The organism is Coleofasciculus sp. A1-SPW-01, assembly GCF_040217205.1.
Lineage (GTDB): Bacteria > Cyanobacteriota > Cyanobacteriia > Cyanobacteriales > Coleofasciculaceae > Coleofasciculus > Coleofasciculus chthonoplastes_A.
In genome coordinates, this window is sequence record NZ_JAVJNP010000028.1 from 1 (window position 1) to 19,780 (window position 19,780).

9 protein-coding genes and 3 pseudogenes are annotated in these 19,780 nt (G+C 44.7%); 10 read left to right on the plus strand and 2 right to left on the minus strand.

What is annotated here, in order from left to right:
- Positions 1 to 216: 216 nt before the first annotated feature.
- The 8 genes and pseudogenes from RH949_RS05310 to RH949_RS05345 form a co-directional block, all read left to right on the plus strand.
- Positions 217 to 438 carry a hypothetical protein gene (locus RH949_RS05310; RefSeq protein ID WP_157453365.1) on the plus strand — a complete coding sequence of 74 codons (222 nt, stop codon included), beginning with the start codon at positions 217 to 219 and terminating at the stop codon, positions 436 to 438.
- Between the two features lie 37 nt (positions 439 to 475).
- Positions 476 to 721 carry a UPF0175 family protein gene (locus tag RH949_RS05315; protein WP_006104906.1) on the plus strand — a complete coding sequence of 82 codons (246 nt, stop codon included), beginning with the start codon at positions 476 to 478 and terminating at the stop codon, positions 719 to 721.
- Positions 718 to 813, plus strand: a pseudogene (locus tag RH949_RS05320) (DUF3368 domain-containing protein); the annotation flags it as partial. The gene RH949_RS05315 and the pseudogene RH949_RS05320, both read left to right, overlap by 4 nt.
- Before the next feature lie 603 nt (positions 814 to 1,416).
- Positions 1,417 to 2,940 carry a carboxypeptidase M32 gene (locus RH949_RS05325; RefSeq protein WP_446352153.1) on the plus strand — a complete coding sequence of 508 codons (1,524 nt, stop codon included), beginning with the start codon at positions 1,417 to 1,419 and terminating at the stop codon, positions 2,938 to 2,940.
- A 207-nt stretch (positions 2,941 to 3,147) separates the two neighbouring features.
- A complete protein-coding gene (locus RH949_RS05330; RefSeq protein WP_446352154.1) occupies positions 3,148 to 5,568 on the plus strand; it encodes a sucrose synthase in 2,421 nt (806 codons plus the stop codon).
- 593 nt (positions 5,569 to 6,161) lie between these two features.
- On the plus strand, positions 6,162 to 7,595 hold the full coding sequence (locus RH949_RS05335; protein ID WP_446352155.1) for an ATP-binding protein: 1,434 nt from the start codon (positions 6,162 to 6,164) through the stop codon (positions 7,593 to 7,595).
- Positions 7,596 to 8,025: 430 nt separating this feature from the next.
- Positions 8,026 to 9,318, plus strand: a pseudogene (locus tag RH949_RS05340) (P-loop NTPase fold protein).
- 344 nt (positions 9,319 to 9,662) lie between these two features.
- Positions 9,663 to 9,875, plus strand: a pseudogene (locus tag RH949_RS05345) (REP-associated tyrosine transposase); the annotation flags it as partial.
- On the opposite strand, the gene RH949_RS05350 reads toward RH949_RS05345, so the two are convergent.
- The gene (locus tag RH949_RS05350) at positions 9,796 to 10,068 is read right to left on the minus strand and encodes a hypothetical protein (protein ID WP_446352158.1); all 273 of its coding nucleotides are present in this window, start codon (positions 10,066 to 10,068) and stop codon (positions 9,796 to 9,798) included. The pseudogene RH949_RS05345 and the gene RH949_RS05350 sit on opposite strands and share 80 nt — an antisense overlap.
- On the opposite strand from RH949_RS05350, the gene RH949_RS05355 reads away from it, so the two are divergent.
- The gene (locus tag RH949_RS05355) at positions 10,067 to 14,542 is read left to right on the plus strand and encodes a WD40 domain-containing protein (RefSeq protein WP_446352156.1); all 4,476 of its coding nucleotides are present in this window, start codon (positions 10,067 to 10,069) and stop codon (positions 14,540 to 14,542) included. The genes RH949_RS05350 and RH949_RS05355 overlap by 2 nt on opposite strands.
- 149 nt (positions 14,543 to 14,691) lie before the next feature.
- Here the strand turns inward: RH949_RS05355 and RH949_RS05360 are convergent, their stop codons facing one another.
- On the minus strand, positions 14,692 to 16,839 hold the full coding sequence (locus RH949_RS05360) for a polyribonucleotide nucleotidyltransferase (protein ID WP_006104829.1): 2,148 nt from the start codon (positions 16,837 to 16,839) through the stop codon (positions 14,692 to 14,694).
- Between the two features lie 340 nt (positions 16,840 to 17,179).
- On the opposite strand from RH949_RS05360, the gene RH949_RS05365 reads away from it, so the two are divergent.
- Positions 17,180 to 19,780: DEAD/DEAH box helicase (locus RH949_RS05365; RefSeq protein ID WP_446352157.1), on the plus strand; the 2,601-nt coding region annotated here is incomplete at its 3' end.

Genomic DNA, 19,780 nt, shown 5'->3' on the forward strand with positions numbered 1-19,780 from the left:
ATTGTGGTAACTAGACGGCGATAATTTGGCATGGGTTAGTCTCCTTTGCTGGATTGATAGCAGGTTGGACTTTGGCAACGCTCATTTTTGATAATGATAATCATTATAATCACCGATGACAATTTTGTCGTCGGTAAAAAATCGATTTGAGTCAGTTGCCACCGTCCAAATGAACAGCAGGGGACTCAAGTCTGGCGGGTAATGTGTGCGATCGCATTGCTTCGTCCCAATTCTGAGGCGGCGCGAGGTGTTGAGGGGAAACCGTCTCAGGGTCATCAAAGTGTTAGCGCCAGTCTCTGTGAGATGATTAGGGTGGCGGATGAGGAAGAACTGGAAGCCGCTATGCTGCTTTCTTGTCCGTCGTATGGAGAGGGCGTCAAACAGAGGTTGAACGGGTTAAATCGACTCTTTGACTCCCGAACAGTGGGTTACATCTGAATTAAAATGACTGGAAAGTAGGAGGACAAGCAAGCCGATGAGTTTAGTTATTTCTGATGAAATTATTAGGGCAAGTGGATTATCTGAACCTGATTTCCTCTTAGAAATTGTTCTGCTGCTATTTAAGCAGAAAAAAATCAGTCTGGCTAAGGCAAGTCATTTGTTAGGGATACCCCGAATTCGGTTTCAGCACGAATTAGCGTCTCGTCAGATTCCGATTCACTATGATGTGGAGGATTTTGAAACAGATTTAAGCAATTTACGGGCAGCAGGACGGTTGTGATTGTTATTAGTGATACGTCTCCTATTACTAATCTGGCGGCTGTCGGACATTTGTCTTTATTGCAGCAACTCTATGGGGATATCATTATTCCTGTTCTTCATTTATAGAGTTCATCTCTCTTTTAAATAGTCACAGGTAACTGGCTAATTATCTCAAGGTATCAATCCTCAGTAAAGTGAGTATTTATGCTTAGTGTTCTCGGAGACCAACCTGTAACCTATCGTGCTACATATTGAAGTGCGGATTGTGGGTTAGAAATTAGACGACGATGCGCGACAGAGGGGGGACACCAAAATTAGGGAAGGGTGAGGATCACCATTGTAGAGACGTTGTATGCAACGTCTCTACATAAATTCTGTACGCTGTGCTAAGAAATGTTAAGGAGTCTCAAATTCTGACTGTTCCCTGTTCACTGTTCACTGTTCAATAGCTAAGGTAGAAAGATAGTTTGGTCACGTTCCACCGGATCAGGATTCGCCGTTGCCGTAGCGGTCAGCCCAATGATGTATTCATTGCCGTTGAGTTACCGTAGTTAAGTACGAGAGTCACTGTACAAGCCTAGAGTTCAGCCTAGCTGTTCGTTCCCTGCCAGTTAGGGATGATTCTCCTTTTCGATTGTCAGGTGTACATTTACTAATCTGGGAAACATTTCCAACAATGTCTCCAAGCCAATACTACAGCATCACCCACCGACTATGCAGACTATCGAAAAGACAGAAACCAAACTCCTAGAGCTGAAAACCCGCCTGAGTGAGATTACCGATATCGAAGCCGCCGCGTCTTTGTTGTATTGGGATCAGGCAACCTATATGCCGCCCAAAGGCGCATCCGCTCGCGGACGTCAGTTGGCAACGTTGCAACAAATTTCTCATAGTAAATTTACTGATCCAGCCATGGGTGAGCTTCTAGAGGACTTACGCTCCCTAGAAGCCAGTTTGCCCTACGACTCGGATGAAGCCAGTTTAGTGCGGGTTACCCGCCGCAAATATGAGCGGGCGGCGCGGGTTCCTGCGACGTTTATGGCAAAATTTTCTCGCCATCGTACCGATACGTATGGGGCGTGGGTTGCCGCACGCCCGGACAATAATTTTGCGGCTGTTGAACCCTATCTGGAAAAAACCCTGGAGTTGAGCCGGGAATTGGCGAACTTTTTCCCCGGATATGATCATATTGCTGATCCGTTAATTGATTTTGCCGATTATGGGATGCAAGCGGGCTTTTTGCGATCGCTGTTTGCCCAGTTGCGAGACGAATTAGTGCCGATTGTGGAAGCGATTACCGCCCAACCGATGACGGATGATCGGTGTTTGCATCAATATTATCCGGCTCAAGATCAGTTAGCCTTTACCCTAAAAATCATTGAGCAGTTGGGGTATGACTTCCAACGGGGACGACAAGATCAAACCCATCACCCCTTTATGATTAACTTCTCTACAGAGGATGTGCGAATTACTACTCGCGTCTACGACAATGACTTAGGACAGGCGCTGTTTAGTAGTATTCATGAAATGGGTCATGGGTTGTATGAACAAGGGATTAGCCCAACCTTGGAAGGAACGCCCTTAGCGGGTGGGACTTCGGCAGGGATTCATGAAAGCCAATCTCGGCTGTGGGAAAATATCGTCGGGCGCAGTCGCGGCTTTTGGCAATTCTTCTATCCCCAACTACAAGCTGCGTTTCCCCATCAACTTAAGGATATTTCCTTAGAGACATTCTACCGAGCCATCAACAAAGTCGTGCGATCGCTCATTCGCACGGATGCAGATGAGGTGACGTACAACCTGCATGTGATGATTCGCTTTGATTTGGAACTGGACTTGCTAGAAGGAAAATTAGCCGTCAGGGACTTACCGGAAGCCTGGAGAGAACGCTATCGGTCTGATTTAGGCATTGTCCCCGAAACGGATATGGATGGCGTTCTCCAAGACGTTCACTGGTATACCAGTCAAATTGGCGGGATGTTCCAATGCTATACCCTAGGCAACTTGATGAGCAGCCAAATTTTTGAAGCCGCCTTAGTCGCTCATCCGGAAATCTTAGCTAACATTGAACAAGGACAATTCAGTACCTTGCATAATTGGTTAAAAGAAAACATATACCAACACGGTTGCAAGTACACGGCGGCTGAATTAATCAAGGGCGTCACTGGTGCAGATTTGCACATCGCTCCATTCATCCGTTATATCCGGCAAAAGTACGGGCAACTTTACGATTTGTAAAGATTGCTTGATTTTTCCTGTGTGGCTCAACCGCATAAAACACTCATGCAGCAAGGTTTTAATTAACTGACCTGCTCAATTACCCCTGTTACCCTGCGCCCGAAAAAAAGTGGTTACGCTTCTGTTACCGCTTTGAAGTAGGGCGTTTTTCCGGAGTCATACCTCTCGACTTCTATCCTTTTTGAAGAAAGCGCTTGGGACGTTGTAATGCTCAATCTAATCCAGAATGTACTCGATTGTGAAGAACGCAATGATTTACGCCAATTTGCCAGTCAATTAAAACAGTCAGGACCCCGGTATTTACTGCGAAACGATATTCTGTCTGATTTTAGTAAATACTGCGCCGACCAGGAGAAACCGGACTATTTTTATCATTCGTCTAATCTAGGACGACTGATTTATTACACCCAGGAAATTATTCTCGATCAGGAAAGTCTTTATCTAATCATCCGCCCCAAGATTGCCGAACAAGAAGCGTTTCAAGTTCTAGAAGACTTAACCGTTGAGCCGATCACGATTCAAACACTGCTCGATGTGCGCGATCGCTTCGTCAACCATTATCGTCCTAATGAAGGGGATGTCCTGGAACTGGATTTTAAGCCATTCTATGATTATAGTCCAATTATTCGGGACTCGAAAAACATTGGCAAGGGGGTTCAGTTTCTGAATCGCTTTCTGTCTAGTAAGCTGTTTCAAGATCCGCGCCAATGGCAAGAGTCGCTATTTAATTTCCTCAGTCTCCATGAAGTACAAGGGACTCAACTGCTAATTAACGGACGGATTAAAAGCCAACAACAGCTTTCTGATCAGGTAAAATTAGCCCTGGGATTTGTGAGCGATCGCGCCGAGGATGAACCTTATGAAAGTTTTCGTTTCAAGCTGCAAGACATGGGGTTTGAAGCGGGTTGGGGGAATACAGCAAGTCGCGTCCGAGAAACCCTAGAAATCCTGGATGAACTGATTGATTCTCCGGATCACCAGGGATTAGAAGAATTTCTGTCCCGTATCCCGATGATTTTCCGGATTGTCTTAGTTTCCATTCATGGGTGGTTTGGACAAGAAGGCGTTTTAGGGCGTCCCGATACCGGGGGTCAAGTGGTTTATGTCCTGGATCAGGCTCGGAGTTTAGAAAAGCAGCTACAAGAAGATATTAAACTGGCTGGGTTAGAGTTGCTCAAGGTCAAGCCCAAAGTTATTATCTTATCCCGGTTAATTCCCAACAATGATGGCACTCGTTGTAACGAACGCCTAGAAAAAGTTCATGGTACGGATAATGCTTGGATCTTGCGGGTTCCCTTCCGAGAATTTAATCCCAACTATACCCAGAACTGGATTTCTCGGTTTGAGATTTGGCCCTATCTGGAAACCTACGCGATTGATGCGGAAAAAGAACTCCGGGCAGAATTTCAAGGGGTTCCTGATTTCATTGTTGGCAACTATTCAGATGGTAACTTGGTGGCATTTCTCCTATCCCGCCGCATGGATGTCACTCAGTGTATTGTTGCTCACGCTTTGGAAAAGTCTAAATACTTATTTAGTAATCTCTATTGGCAGGAATTAGAAGAGCAATATCATTTCTCGATCCAATTTACGGCTGATTTGATTGCCATGAATGCGGCGAATTTTATTATCAGCAGTACGTATCAGGAGATTGTTGGCAAGCCGGATAGTGTGGGTCAGTATGAATCCTACCAGAATTTCACCATGCCAGATTTGTATCATGTGGTGAATGGAATTGAGTTATTTTCACCTAAGTTTAATGTGGTGCCGCCGGGAGTGAATGAACAGGTTTACTTCCCCTATACTCGTAGTGAGGATCGAGTGCCTCGCGATTGTGAACGGTTAGAGGAGTTACTTTTTACTTTAGATGATCCGTCTCAAGTTTATGGCAAGTTAGATGATCCGACAAAGCGTCCTCTCTTCTCAATAGCACGTCTTGACCGGATTAAAAATCTGACGGGTTTAACGGAATGTTTTGGTAAGAGTAAAGCGTTACAAGAACAGTGTAACCTGATTTTCGTTGCTGGGAAATTACGCACGGAAGACTCGACGGATAACGAGGAAAAGGATGAAATTGTTAAACTTTACCGACTCATCGACGAATACAATTTACATGGCAAAATTCGCTGGTTAGGCGTGCGCTTACCGAAGCTGGATTCGGGGGAAATCTACCGCGTGATTGCGGATCACCGAGGAATTTTTGTTCAACCTGCGCTGTTTGAAGCGTTTGGTTTGACTATTTTGGAAGCGATGATTTCCGGGTTGCCCACGTTTGGCACGCAGTTTGGGGGTCCGTTGGAGATTATTCAGGATAAGGTGAATGGGTTCTTAATTAACCCCACGAATCTGGAAGAAACTGCCCAGAAGATTTTGGAGTTTCTGTCTAAATGTGAACAAAATCCTGATTATTGGTTGGAGATTTCCAATCGGGGAATGGAACGGGTGTACAGTACCTATACCTGGAAGATTCACACCAGCCGCCTGTTATCCTTGGCGCGGATTTATGGGTTTTGGAATTATACCTCGAAAGAAAAACGGGAGGATTTGTTGCGGTATATTGAGTCATTGTTCTATCTTATTTACAAGCCTCGCGCCCAACAGTTGTTAGAAGAACATCTGAAGCGTTGATTGTTTGGCGAGGATCGACAGATAAGATGGAATGTAGGGGCGGGTTTAGGAAAAAAATTAATAGTGAAAACCATAACATTTTGACCAAAACCCGCCCGGTCTCATCCTGTCACTTTAGCGTGCGATCGCGGTGTAAAACAGATAGGTTGGGTTATCGGGTTGAGGATAAATTGTAGGTGGGGAATAGGGCGGGTTTCGTTGTTGAGTTTGAGGTGGGTTTCTCGATTGAATCCCTAAACCCGCCCCTACAGATGTGCAATGTTAATATTAGGAAGGCAATGCGCCGGAAAATCAGGTAGGTTATATTGTCCAATTTAGGTTAATTGATAAATAGAATATCGATAGATAAGCGTTAATGTAGGGGCGGGTTTAGGAAAAAAATTAACAGCGAAAACCATAACAATTTGACCAAAACCCGCCCTGTCTCATCTGTTCTCATCTATCTATCAGGAAAAAATCATCTTGATTTAATGATCATCGGATTAACTGAAAGTAAACCGAGTTTCCCCGATGCATCCCTTTTGAAGAGAAATAGCCAAACCTAAACTCTAAAATGGGATGTATTTAACAATGATAGCTCGATCAACACTCCGATGAAATTTTCCAGCCGTCTGCTCAAATTATTATGTAAAGCCTTACCCAAATTTGACCCTTTTTCACTACAGTTGCGATTAACAGTAGGCATCGCCGCCGTATCGATTACGGGATTAAGTGCTGTTGCCATCTGGACGAGTTGGTACACGCAGCAAATCCTGATTCAAGCCCAAAAACATCATATTCAATATCTTAGCGATCGCTTCCCCCATGATGTAGAACTTTATAGTGAGATGATGCCCCTAGAAATAGGGATGCAAAAGGCGATTGAAAACTTAACTACGGGAGATACGCTGTTATGGGTACGTCGTTCTGATGGCTCAATTACGGCTCAATCCTCAGCCTTACAGCTTAATCCAACCAATCATTTATTGTCCTCACAGATACCCCTAATCCCTAAATTATATCGGGTGAACGGACGCTATTGGATCGCCTGTGGTACTCCCTTACAGGTGCAGGGTGAACGGCTGGGTAAGATTTATGTGGCAAAGGATATTACCAGCGAACAAGCTATGTTTTTGAGTTTAATTCGCACGTTAGGGATTGCCAGTTTGCTCTCCATTACCGTTATGATTGTGGTCATTTCCTTTTATATTAAGCGATCGCTGCAACCGTTATGTCAGATGAGTCAACTCACCCAAACCATTTCCGCTGACGATTTAGGACAAGCGCGGCTGCATCTGGATAAAGCGCCGAGTGAGATGAAAGAATTAGCGCAAACCTTTGATAATATGTTAAATCGCCTGTTTGAGGCATGGGAACAACAGCGGCAATTTGTGAGTAATGTGTCCCATGAATTGCGAACGCCGTTGACAATTGTTTCTGGATATCTACAAAGCACATTACGGCGCGGTAAAAACTTAACGCCACCTCAGCAGGAAGCCTTGGGAATTGCCGCTGCTGAAGCCGATCGGACGGTTCAACTATTACAAGATTTATTGGACTTAGCCCGGGTTGATCATGGCAGAATGCATTTTCATTTAGAACCCTTTGTGCTTAATGATTTGGTCACCGAAGTTGTAGAGATGGCGGTACAATATAGTAATCGAGTGATTGATAGTGATATAAATAGGGAACTTATTGAAGTTTTAGCCGATCGCGATCGCCTCAAGCAAGTGTTACTAAATTTAATTGACAATGCGGTAAAATATTCAGACCCCGATCAACCTGTTACCGTCAAATTAGACAAACCAGGAGAACAGGTAAGGATTCAGGTATGCGATCGCGGACAAGGTATCCCCTTAGCGCAGCAATCCCGAATCTTTGAGAGATTTTATCGCGGGGATGAGAATCGCGCCCGTTCGCCTGGAGGGACAGGTTTAGGCTTATCGATTGTGAAGACTTTGGTAGAAGGAATGGGTGGTCAAGTTAGCGTGCGATCGCAACTGAGTCAAGGGAGTGTATTTACGGTATTATTGCCTGCACCAAGTTAGAGATAGCCTCTCAGCTAAAACAAGAAAAATTGTTATCACATAGTTGCGTAGGGTGGGTTAGGCGGGACTTAAATTCAGGCGATAATGATTAATGAACTATCCGCCGTAACCCACCGATAAGCTGTCATGCATTTAAATTGGGAATGGGTAGCGAGCAAGATGCAAAGCCTGCGGCATGGCTTCGCTAAACGCACTATGGCAATGATTTTGCCATTATTGACATTAAGGTTTAAATGCTGAATAGCTTATTAATCGGGTTCGTTCGTAACATTTTATAAAGGGCGCAAGTCTTTGCGCCCCTACGAACGGCATATATTATTTAAATAAACGCGACGTTGATGTCCAATTCTCCACTGGTATAAACTCTACCTAATACAGTTTTTTCCTGATTTCAACCGTTAACTTTAATTGTGTCCACCCACTTAAATTCATGGATATCGCGCAGTTCTATCAAGCCTGTAACCCAAGTCCCCTGAAATTTGCCAATCCCCAGGATCAGAAGTATTATATCGATTTTTCCTCGGTGCGTGGCGGTAATACAATTAAGGAAATAGGCAGAACAATTACTCGACTATCTCCCAATAAACCAACCTGCCAATTGTTTACCGGACATATCGGTTGTGGCAAGTCTACGGAATTGCAGCAACTCAAGCTGGGATTATAGAAACAGGGCTGTCATGTTGTGTATTTTGAGTCTAGCCACGTCTTAGAAATGGCAGACGTTGACGTGACAGATATCCTACTCGCGATCGCGCGATCGGTGGCAGAAAGTTTGGAAGCGGTTAAAATCAGACTACAACCCGCCTATTTTGTCAACCTGTTTCGCGAGATGGGCGATTTCTTGCAAACCCCCATCGAGTTATCTGAAGCCAAGTTTTCCCTACCTGGGGGAATTGCCGAAATTACCACCAAGATGAAAGATAGTCCCCGGCTGCGTTCTCAGTTACGCCAGTATTTAGAACCCCGCACCAATGGAATTTTAAAGGCGATTAATCAGGAACTATTGACACCCGCCACGGAGAAACTAAAGCGGATTGGTAAAAAAGGATTAGTCGTAATCATCGATAATCTTGACCGCTTGGATAACACGATTAAACCCACAGGTGAGCTTCAGCCTGTTTACTTATTTGTAGACCGAGGCGAACAGTTAAAGCAACTAAATTGTCACGTTGTTTATACCATTCCCTTATTTTTAATTTTTTCCAATGCTTTGGGGCGATTAACCAATCGATTTGGCGTTGATCCCAAAATCTTACCGATGGTTCCCGTGCAATTGCGCCAAGGCGGTGAATGTAAAGAAGGGATAGCGCTGCTGCAACAAATGGTATTAGCGAGAGCATTTCCAGATATGAATCCGGTTCAGCGCCTAGATTCGATATCAGAACTCTTTGATCATCCCGATACGTTAAAACGATTGTGTCAAATCAGTGGTGGACACGCACGGCAATTACTCATGCTAATTTCCCGATGTCTTGAGCGAGATGATCCGCCATTTTCGCGAGATTGTATTGAAGATATTATTCGGCGACGGCGAAATGAATTAACTTTAGCCATTACCGAGGATGAGTGGATCTATTTGCGGGAGGTAGCGCAGCAGAAAAGTTTGCGGGGAGAAGAGAAATATCAAATTTTAATTCGCGATATGTTCGTCTTTGAATATCGAGATTCTCAGGGGTCTTGGTTTGACATTAATCCCATGTTGGCGGAAGCCGCAGAATTGTAGAGTTCAATGATGTTATTTAAGCTCAACCCCTCACCCCCAGCCCCTCTCCCACCCTTGGGGAGAGGGGAGCAAGAAACAAGTAATTGTAGTAATTGTAGGGTGCGTTAGCGAAGCGTAACGCACCAAATAATATGAAGTAAAACGTTAAATTGGGTATTAGTAGCGAGCAAGATGCAAAGCCTGCGGCATGGCTTCGCTAAAGCCTGCGGCATGGCTTCGCTAAACGCATTACAAGGATTTCGCCATTATTGACATTAAGGTTTAAATGCCGAACAGCTTAAGCGTTGAAGCACTAAAGTGCTGACTACAAACAAAGCCCTATTTTAAGTGTGCTACGCCGCTATCGTCGCTTTTGGGAACACTGGATTTGAGATGAGGTTGATTTTGCAAAGCACTGCGATTATATTCATTACAATCCGGTGAAACATGGATTGTGTTCTGTTCCCCAGGAGTGGGAATTTTCTAGTCTTCATCGGTTTATGGCACAGGGGATTTATCCGCCAAATTGGGGGGTGAGTGAAATTCCTGATATGCCTGGGGGAATTTGGGATGAGTAGCGGATGCGGTGCGTTGAGGATTGGGTAGGATGCGGTGCGTTTTAGATTGGGTAGAATTCGGTGCGTTAGCGAAAGCGTAACGCACCCTACGAAATTGACGGAATTTAGGGAATTGACGGAATTTAGGGATTAAGATGAAGATTAGAGAATTTACGCGGTTAAGATGCACGCGAATCGCATAAAATTGAGCCATGACTCATACGCCCCAGCCAGATGATAGTATAGCGGATAACCAGACATCGTTAAACGCCCTCGTGCGATCGCTTCGGTTATCCCAGGGACAGTTTCGCCTGATTTTGGTGCGCTGTAATTATGGGGAATTACGACAGCGCATGGTGCAACGTCTGCGGGAAGTATCGTCGGTGCCGATTCGCGAGTTAGTTGTACCGGAGTCGGTGGAGTCTCTCTACGGGTTTATTAAGACAGAATTGGCAGATGAAACACCTCAGGCTGTCATTGTATTGGGGTTGGAGTCGGTTAGGAATCTCACGGGTGTTTTTAAATCCAGTAATTATATCCGAGAGGAGTTGAGTCATAATTTTTCTTTTCCCCTGATTCTCTGGATGAATGATCCGGTTTGGCAAAGGCTGATTCGGGTAGCGCCTGATTTGGAAAGCTGGGCGACGACGGTTGAGTTTCAATGGACAACGGCGGAATTGCTGGAATTTCTAACCCAGGAAACTGAGAAACTCTTTAGGGCTGATTTAACGGTTTCTCTGGACAATTATGAGGAAATTGAATTAGCCTGGACAGCGTTACAAAAGCGAGGGCAAGCGATAGCGCCAGAGTTGGCAGCTAATCTGGAATTTGTTCGCGGCTTCAATGATTTTAAGCATCACCGATTCGATGAAGCCTTAGCCCATTATCAGAATTGTCGGGATGTGCTGATAGATGCCCATACTGAGGAATCAGAACGCCAGGGTATCTTGCTTTTACATATCGCTCTCTGTTATTCCCGCAAAGCTGAACAAAATTCAGGGAAGGATGAGCATAATTTGCGAATAAGTCAGGAATATTTTCAGGATTCTATTCAGGAATTTATTGACGCTCAACGGTTGGATTTAATTGCTTCAACGATTCACCACTTTGCCGAAGTTCTGCGACAATTACAAGACTGGGATGATTTAAGGCATTTGGCTGAATCAGCTCAAAGGTTGCATCAGCAGTATGGTACATCTCTGCAAGTGGCTCAAGATTATGGCATTTTAGCAGAAGTAGCGCTGAAGCAGTCGCGCTGGCAATGGGCAAAACCACTGGCGCAAGAAGCACTGACTATTTTAAATCAAAGTCCTGAACGTCATCCGCGTGAACAGGGGTTTTATCGATTTATTTTAGCCAGCGCTTGTCAGTCTTTAGGGGAAATTAAAGCGGCAATTGCTCATTTAGAACAAGGGATAGAGGGAAATCAGCCAGATTATGATCCTCCGCTTTATATCAAGAGTTTGGCAATGTTGCGGTCACTTTATTTTGAGCAAGGATCATACCGGAAGGCATTTGAACTGAAGCAAAATAAACGGTCGATTGAATATCAATATGGATTTCAGGCGTTTGCGGGAGCGTCTCATCTCCAAGCGAAAAAGCAGTTGATTAATGTTGCAGATACATCAAGGTATCAACAGGCGATTATTGCCCAAGAAATCGCTGCTTCGGGTCGAGAAAAGTTTATTAAAGAGTTAATCAAACGAATCTGCAGAACTGACCAGAAACTCACGATTATTCATGGTCAATCCGGTGTCGGCAAAAGTTCAATTATCCAGGCGGGATTAGTTCCAGCCTTGAGACAACAGTTGATTGGAGAACGTGAAGCTTTCCCTGTGGTTCTCAGAGTGTATACCAATTGGGTAGAGACGTTGGGGAGCGGTTTGGCAGAAGCATTAGGGAAAACATTAAATTCAACAGCAGCAATTATCCAACAATTGCGGACTAATGCAGACTGTAACCGGGTAACGGTTCTCATTTTTGACCAGTTTGAAGAGTTTTTCTTTATTGCCAAAGACCAAGGGAAACGACAGGAATTTTATCGGTTTTTGGCGGATTGTCTGGATATTCCCTTTGTAAAACTGATTCTGTCTCTACGAGAAGACTATCTCCATTATCTATTAGAGTGTAATCGCCTGAACTATCTGGGAGCGATTGACCATAATATTTTAGATAAAGATATTCTCTGTTATTTAGGCAACTTTACCCCAGACGAAGCCAGATTAGTCATTGAACGGTTAACCCAACGCTCCCAGTTTTATTTAGAACCTGGATTAATCACGGAATTGGTTAAGGATTTAGCGGTTGAGTTGAATTCAGTGCGTCCAATTGAGTTGCAGATAGTTGGCGCACAGCTTCAGGACGAGAACATTACTAAGCTAGAACAATATCGAGGATTGGGGGATAATCCTAAAGAAGTATTGGTGAACCACTATTTAGAGGGAGTTATTAAAGACTGTGGTCAAGAGAATGACGAAATTACGCGACTGGTTTTATATTGGCTAACCGATGAAAATCTAACTCGTCCTCTGAAGACTCGCAGTGAGTTGAGCAAAGATTTAGATACTGTTGGGTTACAGGTGAAAGAAAGTCAATTATATGATTTAGTTTTACCGATTTTAGTTGGTTCAGGCTTAGTGGTACGGATACCAGAATCTCCTGATAACCGTTATCAATTGGTTCACGATTATTTGGTATCCTTTATTCGTCAAAATCAGACGACTGAACTCTTAGAAGAATTGAACAGAGAAAAAGAGCAACGTCAAATTGGTGAACAACGATTTAATCAGTTTATTAAGATAGCGTTAGTGGGTTCAGTAATGGCTGTATTTGGATTAGCTGGATTAACCTGGCAAGCTGAATCTCAAAGGCGGCGAGCGGAAAAACTTCAGATTGGTCAAAGTGATAGTCTCAGTCGATATTCAGAGGAACTTTTCAACCAGGATAAAATATTTGATGCACTGATAGCTGGTTTACAGGCAGGAATACCACTGCAACAGATATCTGAGAAACAGGTTAATTTTGCGACAAAAGTACGAGTTGCAAATGTACTATGGCAGGCAGTTAATAAGCTGAAACCGTATAACAGCTTAGAAGAACATGATTCGTCGGTCAATAGTGTCAGTTTTAGCCCTGATGGGAAAATATTAGCCTCTGGCAGTGAGGATAAAACAATAAAACTGTGGAATCTAGAAACAGGGGAAGCTATTGCCACCCTAGACGAACATGATTCATCGGTTATTAGTGTAAGTTTCAGCCCCGATGGAAAAACCTTAGCCTCTGGAAGTGGTGATAATACAATAAAACTGTGGAATCTAGAAACAGGGAAAGCTATTTCCACTCTCACCGGACATGATTCAGGGGTTATTAGTGTAAGTTTTAGCCCCGATGGGAAAACCTTAGCCTCTGGAAGTGGTGATAATACAATTAAACTGTGGAATCTAGAAACAGGTGAAGTTATTGCCACTCTTACCAGATATAATTTATGGGTCAATAGTGTAAGTTTCAGCCCTGATGGGAAAACCTTAGCCTTTGGAAGTGATGATAATACAATTAAACTGTGGAATCTAGAAACAGGTGAAGTTATTGCCACTCTTATTGGACATAATTCAGGGGTTATTAGTGTAAATTTTAGCCCCGATGGGAAAATATTAGCCTCTGGAAGTGGTGATAATACAATTAAACTATGGAATCTAGAAACAGGGGAAGCTATTGCCACTCTTACTGGACATTATTTTTCGGTCAATAGTGTAAGTTTCAGTCCTGATGGGAAAATATTAGCCTCTGGAAGTGGTGATAATACAATTAAACTATGGAATAGAGAAACAGGGGAAACTATTGACACTCTCACCATATATAATTTATGGGTCAATAGTGCAAGTTTCAGCCCTGATGGGAAAACTTTAGCCTCTGGAAATGAGGATAAAACAATAAAACTGTGGAATCTAGAAACAGGGGAAGCAATTGCCACCATTACTGGACATGATTCAGGGGTTATTAGTGTAAGTTTTAGCCCCGATGGGAAAATATTAGCCTCTGGAAGTGGTGATAATACAATTAAACTATGGAATCTAGAAACAGGGAAAAATATTGATACCCTCTATGGACATGATTCATCGGTTAATAGTGTAAGTTTCAGCCCCGATGGGAAAACCTTAGCCTCTGGAAGTGATGATTATACAATAAAACTGTGGAATATAAAAACAGGGGAAAATATTGACACTCTTTATGGACATGATTCATCGGTCAATAGTGTAAGTTTCAGCCCCGATGGGAAAATATTAGCCTCTGGAAGTGGTGATAATACAATTAAACTATGGAATATAGAAACAGGGGAAGCGATTGACAGTCTCACCGGACATTATTCATCGGTCAATAGTGTAAGTTTCAGCCCCGATGGTAAAACTTTAGCCTCTGGAAGTGAGGATAATACAATTAAACTGTGGAATATAAAAACAGGGAAAAATATTGATACTCTCTATGGACATTATTCATCGGTCAATAGTGTAAGTTTCAGCCCCGATGGTAAAACTTTAGCCTCTGGAAGTGACGATAATAAAATTAAACTATGGAATCTGGATTTAGATAACTTACTGGTAAGGGGGTGTAATTGGGTGCGAGACTATCTCAAAACTAACCCCAACGTGAGTGAAAGCGATCGCGCTCTCTGCGACGGCATTTCTAATTAGCTTAATTCGTGAGACTAATTCTCTTTCCCTTCTGCCTTCTCTTAAAAATAAAGCTAGGGGATTTAAGATTAGAGTCCTAATCCAAAATCCCTATTCAATCAACCCAGCTACGGGCAATTGATTTAACGTTCAGCTAACTCCAAAACCCTCTAAGTAGTCGCTGCTGCACGCGCTGCGGCTGCTTCATCGGGATGAATTCCCAAACGAGTCAGATTAATCCGACCTTTGTTGTCAATTTCGCGAACTTTCACAATCACTTCATCGCCAACAGCAACCTCATCTTCTACCTTACCGACACGATAATCTGCCAGTTGGGAAATGTGAATCATTCCCTCTTTCCCCGGTAACACTTCGACAAAGGCACCGATGGGAATAATCCGAGTTACGCGCCCTGCATAAACATCCCCTTCTTCTAAGCGACGGGTCATGCCTTGAATCAGGGTAATCGCTTTCTTTGCCTTTTCCCCTTCAACCGCAGAAACCGTAATCGTGCCATCATCATCAATATCGACTTTGGCACCGGTTTGTTCGGTAATCCCTTTAATCGTCTTACCGCCAGGACCAATCACCAAGCCAATTAAGTCCGGATCAATCTTCATTGTCAGTAAGCGTGGGGCAAACGCCGACAAATCAGGACGGGGTTTGTCAATTGCCGCCAGCATCTTTTCTAATATGTGCAGTCGTGCTGGTTTGGCTTGTTCAATCGCTTTGGCAACGGTTTCCATGGGCAGCCCGGTGATTTTCATGTCCATTTGTAACGCGGTAATTCCGCTATCCGTTCCCGCGACTTTGAAGTCCATGTCGCCCAAGAAGTCTTCAATTCCTTGAATATCGGTGAGAATCCGGACTTCATCGCCTTCCTTAATCAATCCCATCGCCGCACCACTGACAGGCTTGGTAATCGGAACCCCAGCATCCATTAACGCTAGCGTCGATCCACAAACCGAACCCATCGAGGTTGAACCATTGGAGGATAGCACCTCCGATACCACCCGAATCACATAAGGAAACTCATTTTGCGGCGGTAATATGGGAATAATCGCCCGTTCCGCTAACGCCCCGTGACCGATTTCCCGGCGTCCGGGCGATCGCATGGGTTTGGTTTCTCCCACGGAAAAAGGCGGGAAGTTATAGTGGTGCAGGTAACGCTTCTCTTCCTCTGGATTCAGATCATCCAACATTTGAGCATCCCCAGGCGTTCCCAATGTCACTGTAGACAGGACTTGAGTCAAACCTCGGTTAAATAAACCACTGCCATGAACACGAGAGGGCAATAGCCCCACCTGACACGACACCGGACGCACCTCATCCAGTTTACGCCCATCAACACGCACCCCGTCTTCCACAATTTGCGATCGCATCAGCTTCTTGGTTAAGCTTTTGAACACACTGCTGAGCAGTTGATCATTAGCCGCCGCCACGCGCAGGGGATCATCCTCTGGACGTTCAGCGATGGGAGCCAGAATTTCATTTTCCTTGATTTCATCCAAGGCTTCATCGCGATCATGCTTATCGAAGTCAAACTGAGACAAAACTTTCTTAATCGGTTTCGTCGCGCGATCGCGAATAAACTCTTCCAGTTCCGATGAGGTTTCTGGGGGTTCGGCTTGGATAATCTCAATTCCCAACTCTTTGAGCAGGTTTTCCTGAGCCGCAATTAAATCCTGTACGGCTTCATAGCCAAATTCAATCGCCTCAATAATATCCCGTTCTGGCAGTTGATTCGCCCCGGCTTCCACCATGATCACCCCTTGGGGAGAACCCGCGACCACCAAATCTAGATCACCATTGTCGATTTCGCGGTATGTTGGATTAATAATGAAATCATCTCCAACTAGCCCCACTCGTACTGCTGCCATCGGACCATAGAATGGAATTTGGGCTTGCAGTACCGCTACCGATGCCCCCGTTACCGCCAGCACATCCGGTGGCACTTGTTCATCCATGGACAAGGTTGTGGCTACAATCTGAATATCATCCCGTAGCCAACTGGGAAACAAGGGGCGCAACGGGCGGTCAATCAAACGGCTGGTCAGTGTAACTTTTTCCGGAGGACGCCCTTCGCGGCGCAGAAACCCACCGGGAATTCGACCCGCTGCATACAGTCTTTCCTCGTAGTCTACTAATAAGGGGAGAAAATCGATGCCTTCTCGACCCGCTGAGCGAGTCGCCGTAACTAAAACCGCTGTATCTCCTGACTCAATTAGTACAGATCCCCCAGCTTGGGGTGCTAGTAGACCGGCTCTTAGCCGAATATCCCGTCCATCAAAGGATATTGATTTGTCTAACTCTACCATTTGGTTCGTTACCCTTCTCTCTTTATCACGTTTTTTTCTCTGTCGCAATCCTAGCATTTATGGAATAATGCTGCTTTGAGAAGGGTGTTAAGTTTTCACCCTTCACGTCCGTTCAAGGGAACCTGGTTTTGAGTTTTGAGTTTTGAATTTTCCAGACCCATTGCGTGTCTGAGTTTTGAGTTCAGTCAGGTCGAGTTTTACGAGTATCGTTTCTTGTCTCATCCAGATGGGACTAACCTTGCCCCGACTGAGTGCGAGAGTTGCTGCCTCACACCCATTGATTAAAATTTGACAAGCAGCAATTGATAGTCTTGGATTCTATTTTCATTTTTCTATAAACATGGCAATTTTACATGGTAGTTGGATTACAGGCGAATCTGATAATTATTTATTTATTTGGGGAGAACAATGGCGTCCTTTAGCCTCTGTTGACTCTGCCGCTAAGACGGGGATTATGCCCCATCCTTTTGCAATGACACAAGCAGAGTTAAGCGAATTTTTAGGCGATCGCGGTTTAACCCTGCCCGACTCTGGAACCGGAAAAGGCAAAGGAAACAGCGAGAGTGCGATCGCCTCCTGGCAAAGCCAAGTCTTCGTCTTACCCACTCACCCCGCAGAAGCCAAGACACCAGCCTACCCAATCCTTTCCGCCAAACTCCTCACCGACGAGACAGATTCCTCCTCCCTCGAACTGCATCAATGGCAGGTTTCCGGCTACCGTCTCACCCCCTCAACCGCCCTCCCCTTTCTGCAATCTCTGCCCTTAGGGGGATTCAATGTTGCCGATAATTACGTCGGATCAGATTTACGATTTTGGACGCATGTCTATCGCTGGAGTTTAGACTTACTGACTCGATGTAAATTTTTACCTGGATTGTATCGCCAACCCAAGGGTAAAGCGATCGCCTACTGGCAACCCCTCCTCGACAGTGCCACCGATCAAACCCGGTTAGCCGAGTTTACCCAATCCATGCCCTTAGCATGTCAAGCGTATGACGGCAATGTAGAGACGCGCCATGGCGCGTCTCTACAATCACAACATCCCCAATCAACAATCCTGAACTTTTTAAGACACACCATTGATACTCAGGTGCAAAACTGGGTTGAATCACTATCACCCCCAACCGCTACCTCACCCATCCCCGAATGGCTGCAAGCCCTGTGTAGCGCCAAGGAGAACCTAGACGTTGAACCGATGGCGATCGCCCGTTTAGATACCGCCCTGTCTAATTGGACAACCTCGATTCAACAGCATCTAGTTACCCCCACTACCCAAGGCTTAACCCAAAATCTCTTCCGCACCTGCTTAGTCTTGCAACCCCCAGAACCCGATGAAGCCAACTGGCGGCTTGACTTTTGCTTGCAAGCCATGGATGATCCTGATTTATTAATCGATGCCAAAACGATTTGGCGACAACCTGTCGAACAATTAGACTATCATGGGCGAACCATTAAACAGCCTCAAGAAACCCTACTCAAGGGATTAGGATTAGCCTCTCGTCTCTATCCCCCCCTAGAAGCCAGCTTACACGAACGCTGTCCCCGATTCTGTGAACTCAATCCCGTTCAAGTGTACGAGTTCATCAAAGCTAGTGCATGGCGACTCCAAGACAGTGGCTTAGGAATTATCTTACCTCCAGGATTAGCCCCCGGATCAGGGGAAAAACGCCTCGGTATTAGCATTACCGCAGAAGCACCAAAATCTAAAAAAGACGAACGGTTGGGATTACAAAGCCTGCTGAAATTTAAATGGGATTTGGCAATTGGTGATACAAAACTCTCCAAATCCGAATTCCAGCGCCTGATGTCCCTCAAATCCCCCTTAGTAGAAGTGAATGGAGAATGGATTGCCCTCCAACCCGCCGATGCGCGGGCGGCGCAAACCATCATGAAAGCTTCCAAGGAAGATATGAGTTTGTCAGTAGAAGACGCCTTGCGACTGGCGACAGGCGATACCAAAACTTTAGGAAAACTGCCCGTTGTTCACTTTGAAGCATCCGGGGCGCTGCAAGAGTTAATTACTAATTTAACTGGAAATCGCACGATTGAACCTATCGACGTTCCCCAAGACTTTAACGGCACATTACGCCCCTATCAACTCCGAGGCGCCAGTTGGTTGGCTTTTTTAGAACGCTGGGGTTTAGGGGCTTGTTTAGCGGACGATATGGGATTAGGTAAAACGATTCAGTTTATTGCTTTTTTGCTTTATTTAAAAGAACAAGATGTTCTGGAATCGCCCACATTATTAGTCTGTCCCACATCCGTACTAGGAAACTGGGAACGGGAAGTGAAAAAATTTGCCCCGACTCTAAAGGCAATAGTACACCATGGCGATAAACGTTCAAAAGGTAAGACATTTGCCAAAACAGTGAAGACTAAGGATTTGGTGATTACCAGTTATCCATTAGTGTATCGAGATGCTGCAACCCTAGAATCGGTATCCTGGCAAGGTGTGGTATTAGATGAAGCCCAAAATATCAAAAATCCAGGGGCAAAACAGTCACAAGCTGTGCGGAAACTGCCGACGGAATTTCGCATTGCTTTAACCGGAACGCCTGTGGAGAACCGATTATCGGAATTGTGGTCAATTTTAGATTTTCTCAATCCTGCATATTTAGGCGATCGCCAATTTTTTCAACGCCGCTTTGCTATGCCAATTGAGAAGTTTGGTGACAGGGATTCCTTACAAACTTTGCGATCATTGGTACAACCGTTTATTCTGCGCCGTCTGAAAACTGATAAGACCATTATTCAGGATTTACCGGAAAAACAGGAGATGACGGTATTCTGTGGACTCGCCGCAGAACAAGCCGCCCTGTATCAGAAACTGGTGGATGAATCCTTGGTGGAAATTGAAGCAGCGGAGGGGATTAAGCGCAAGGGGTTAATTTTAACCTTGCTGATGCGACTCAAACAAGTCTGTAATCATCCCGCCCAATTA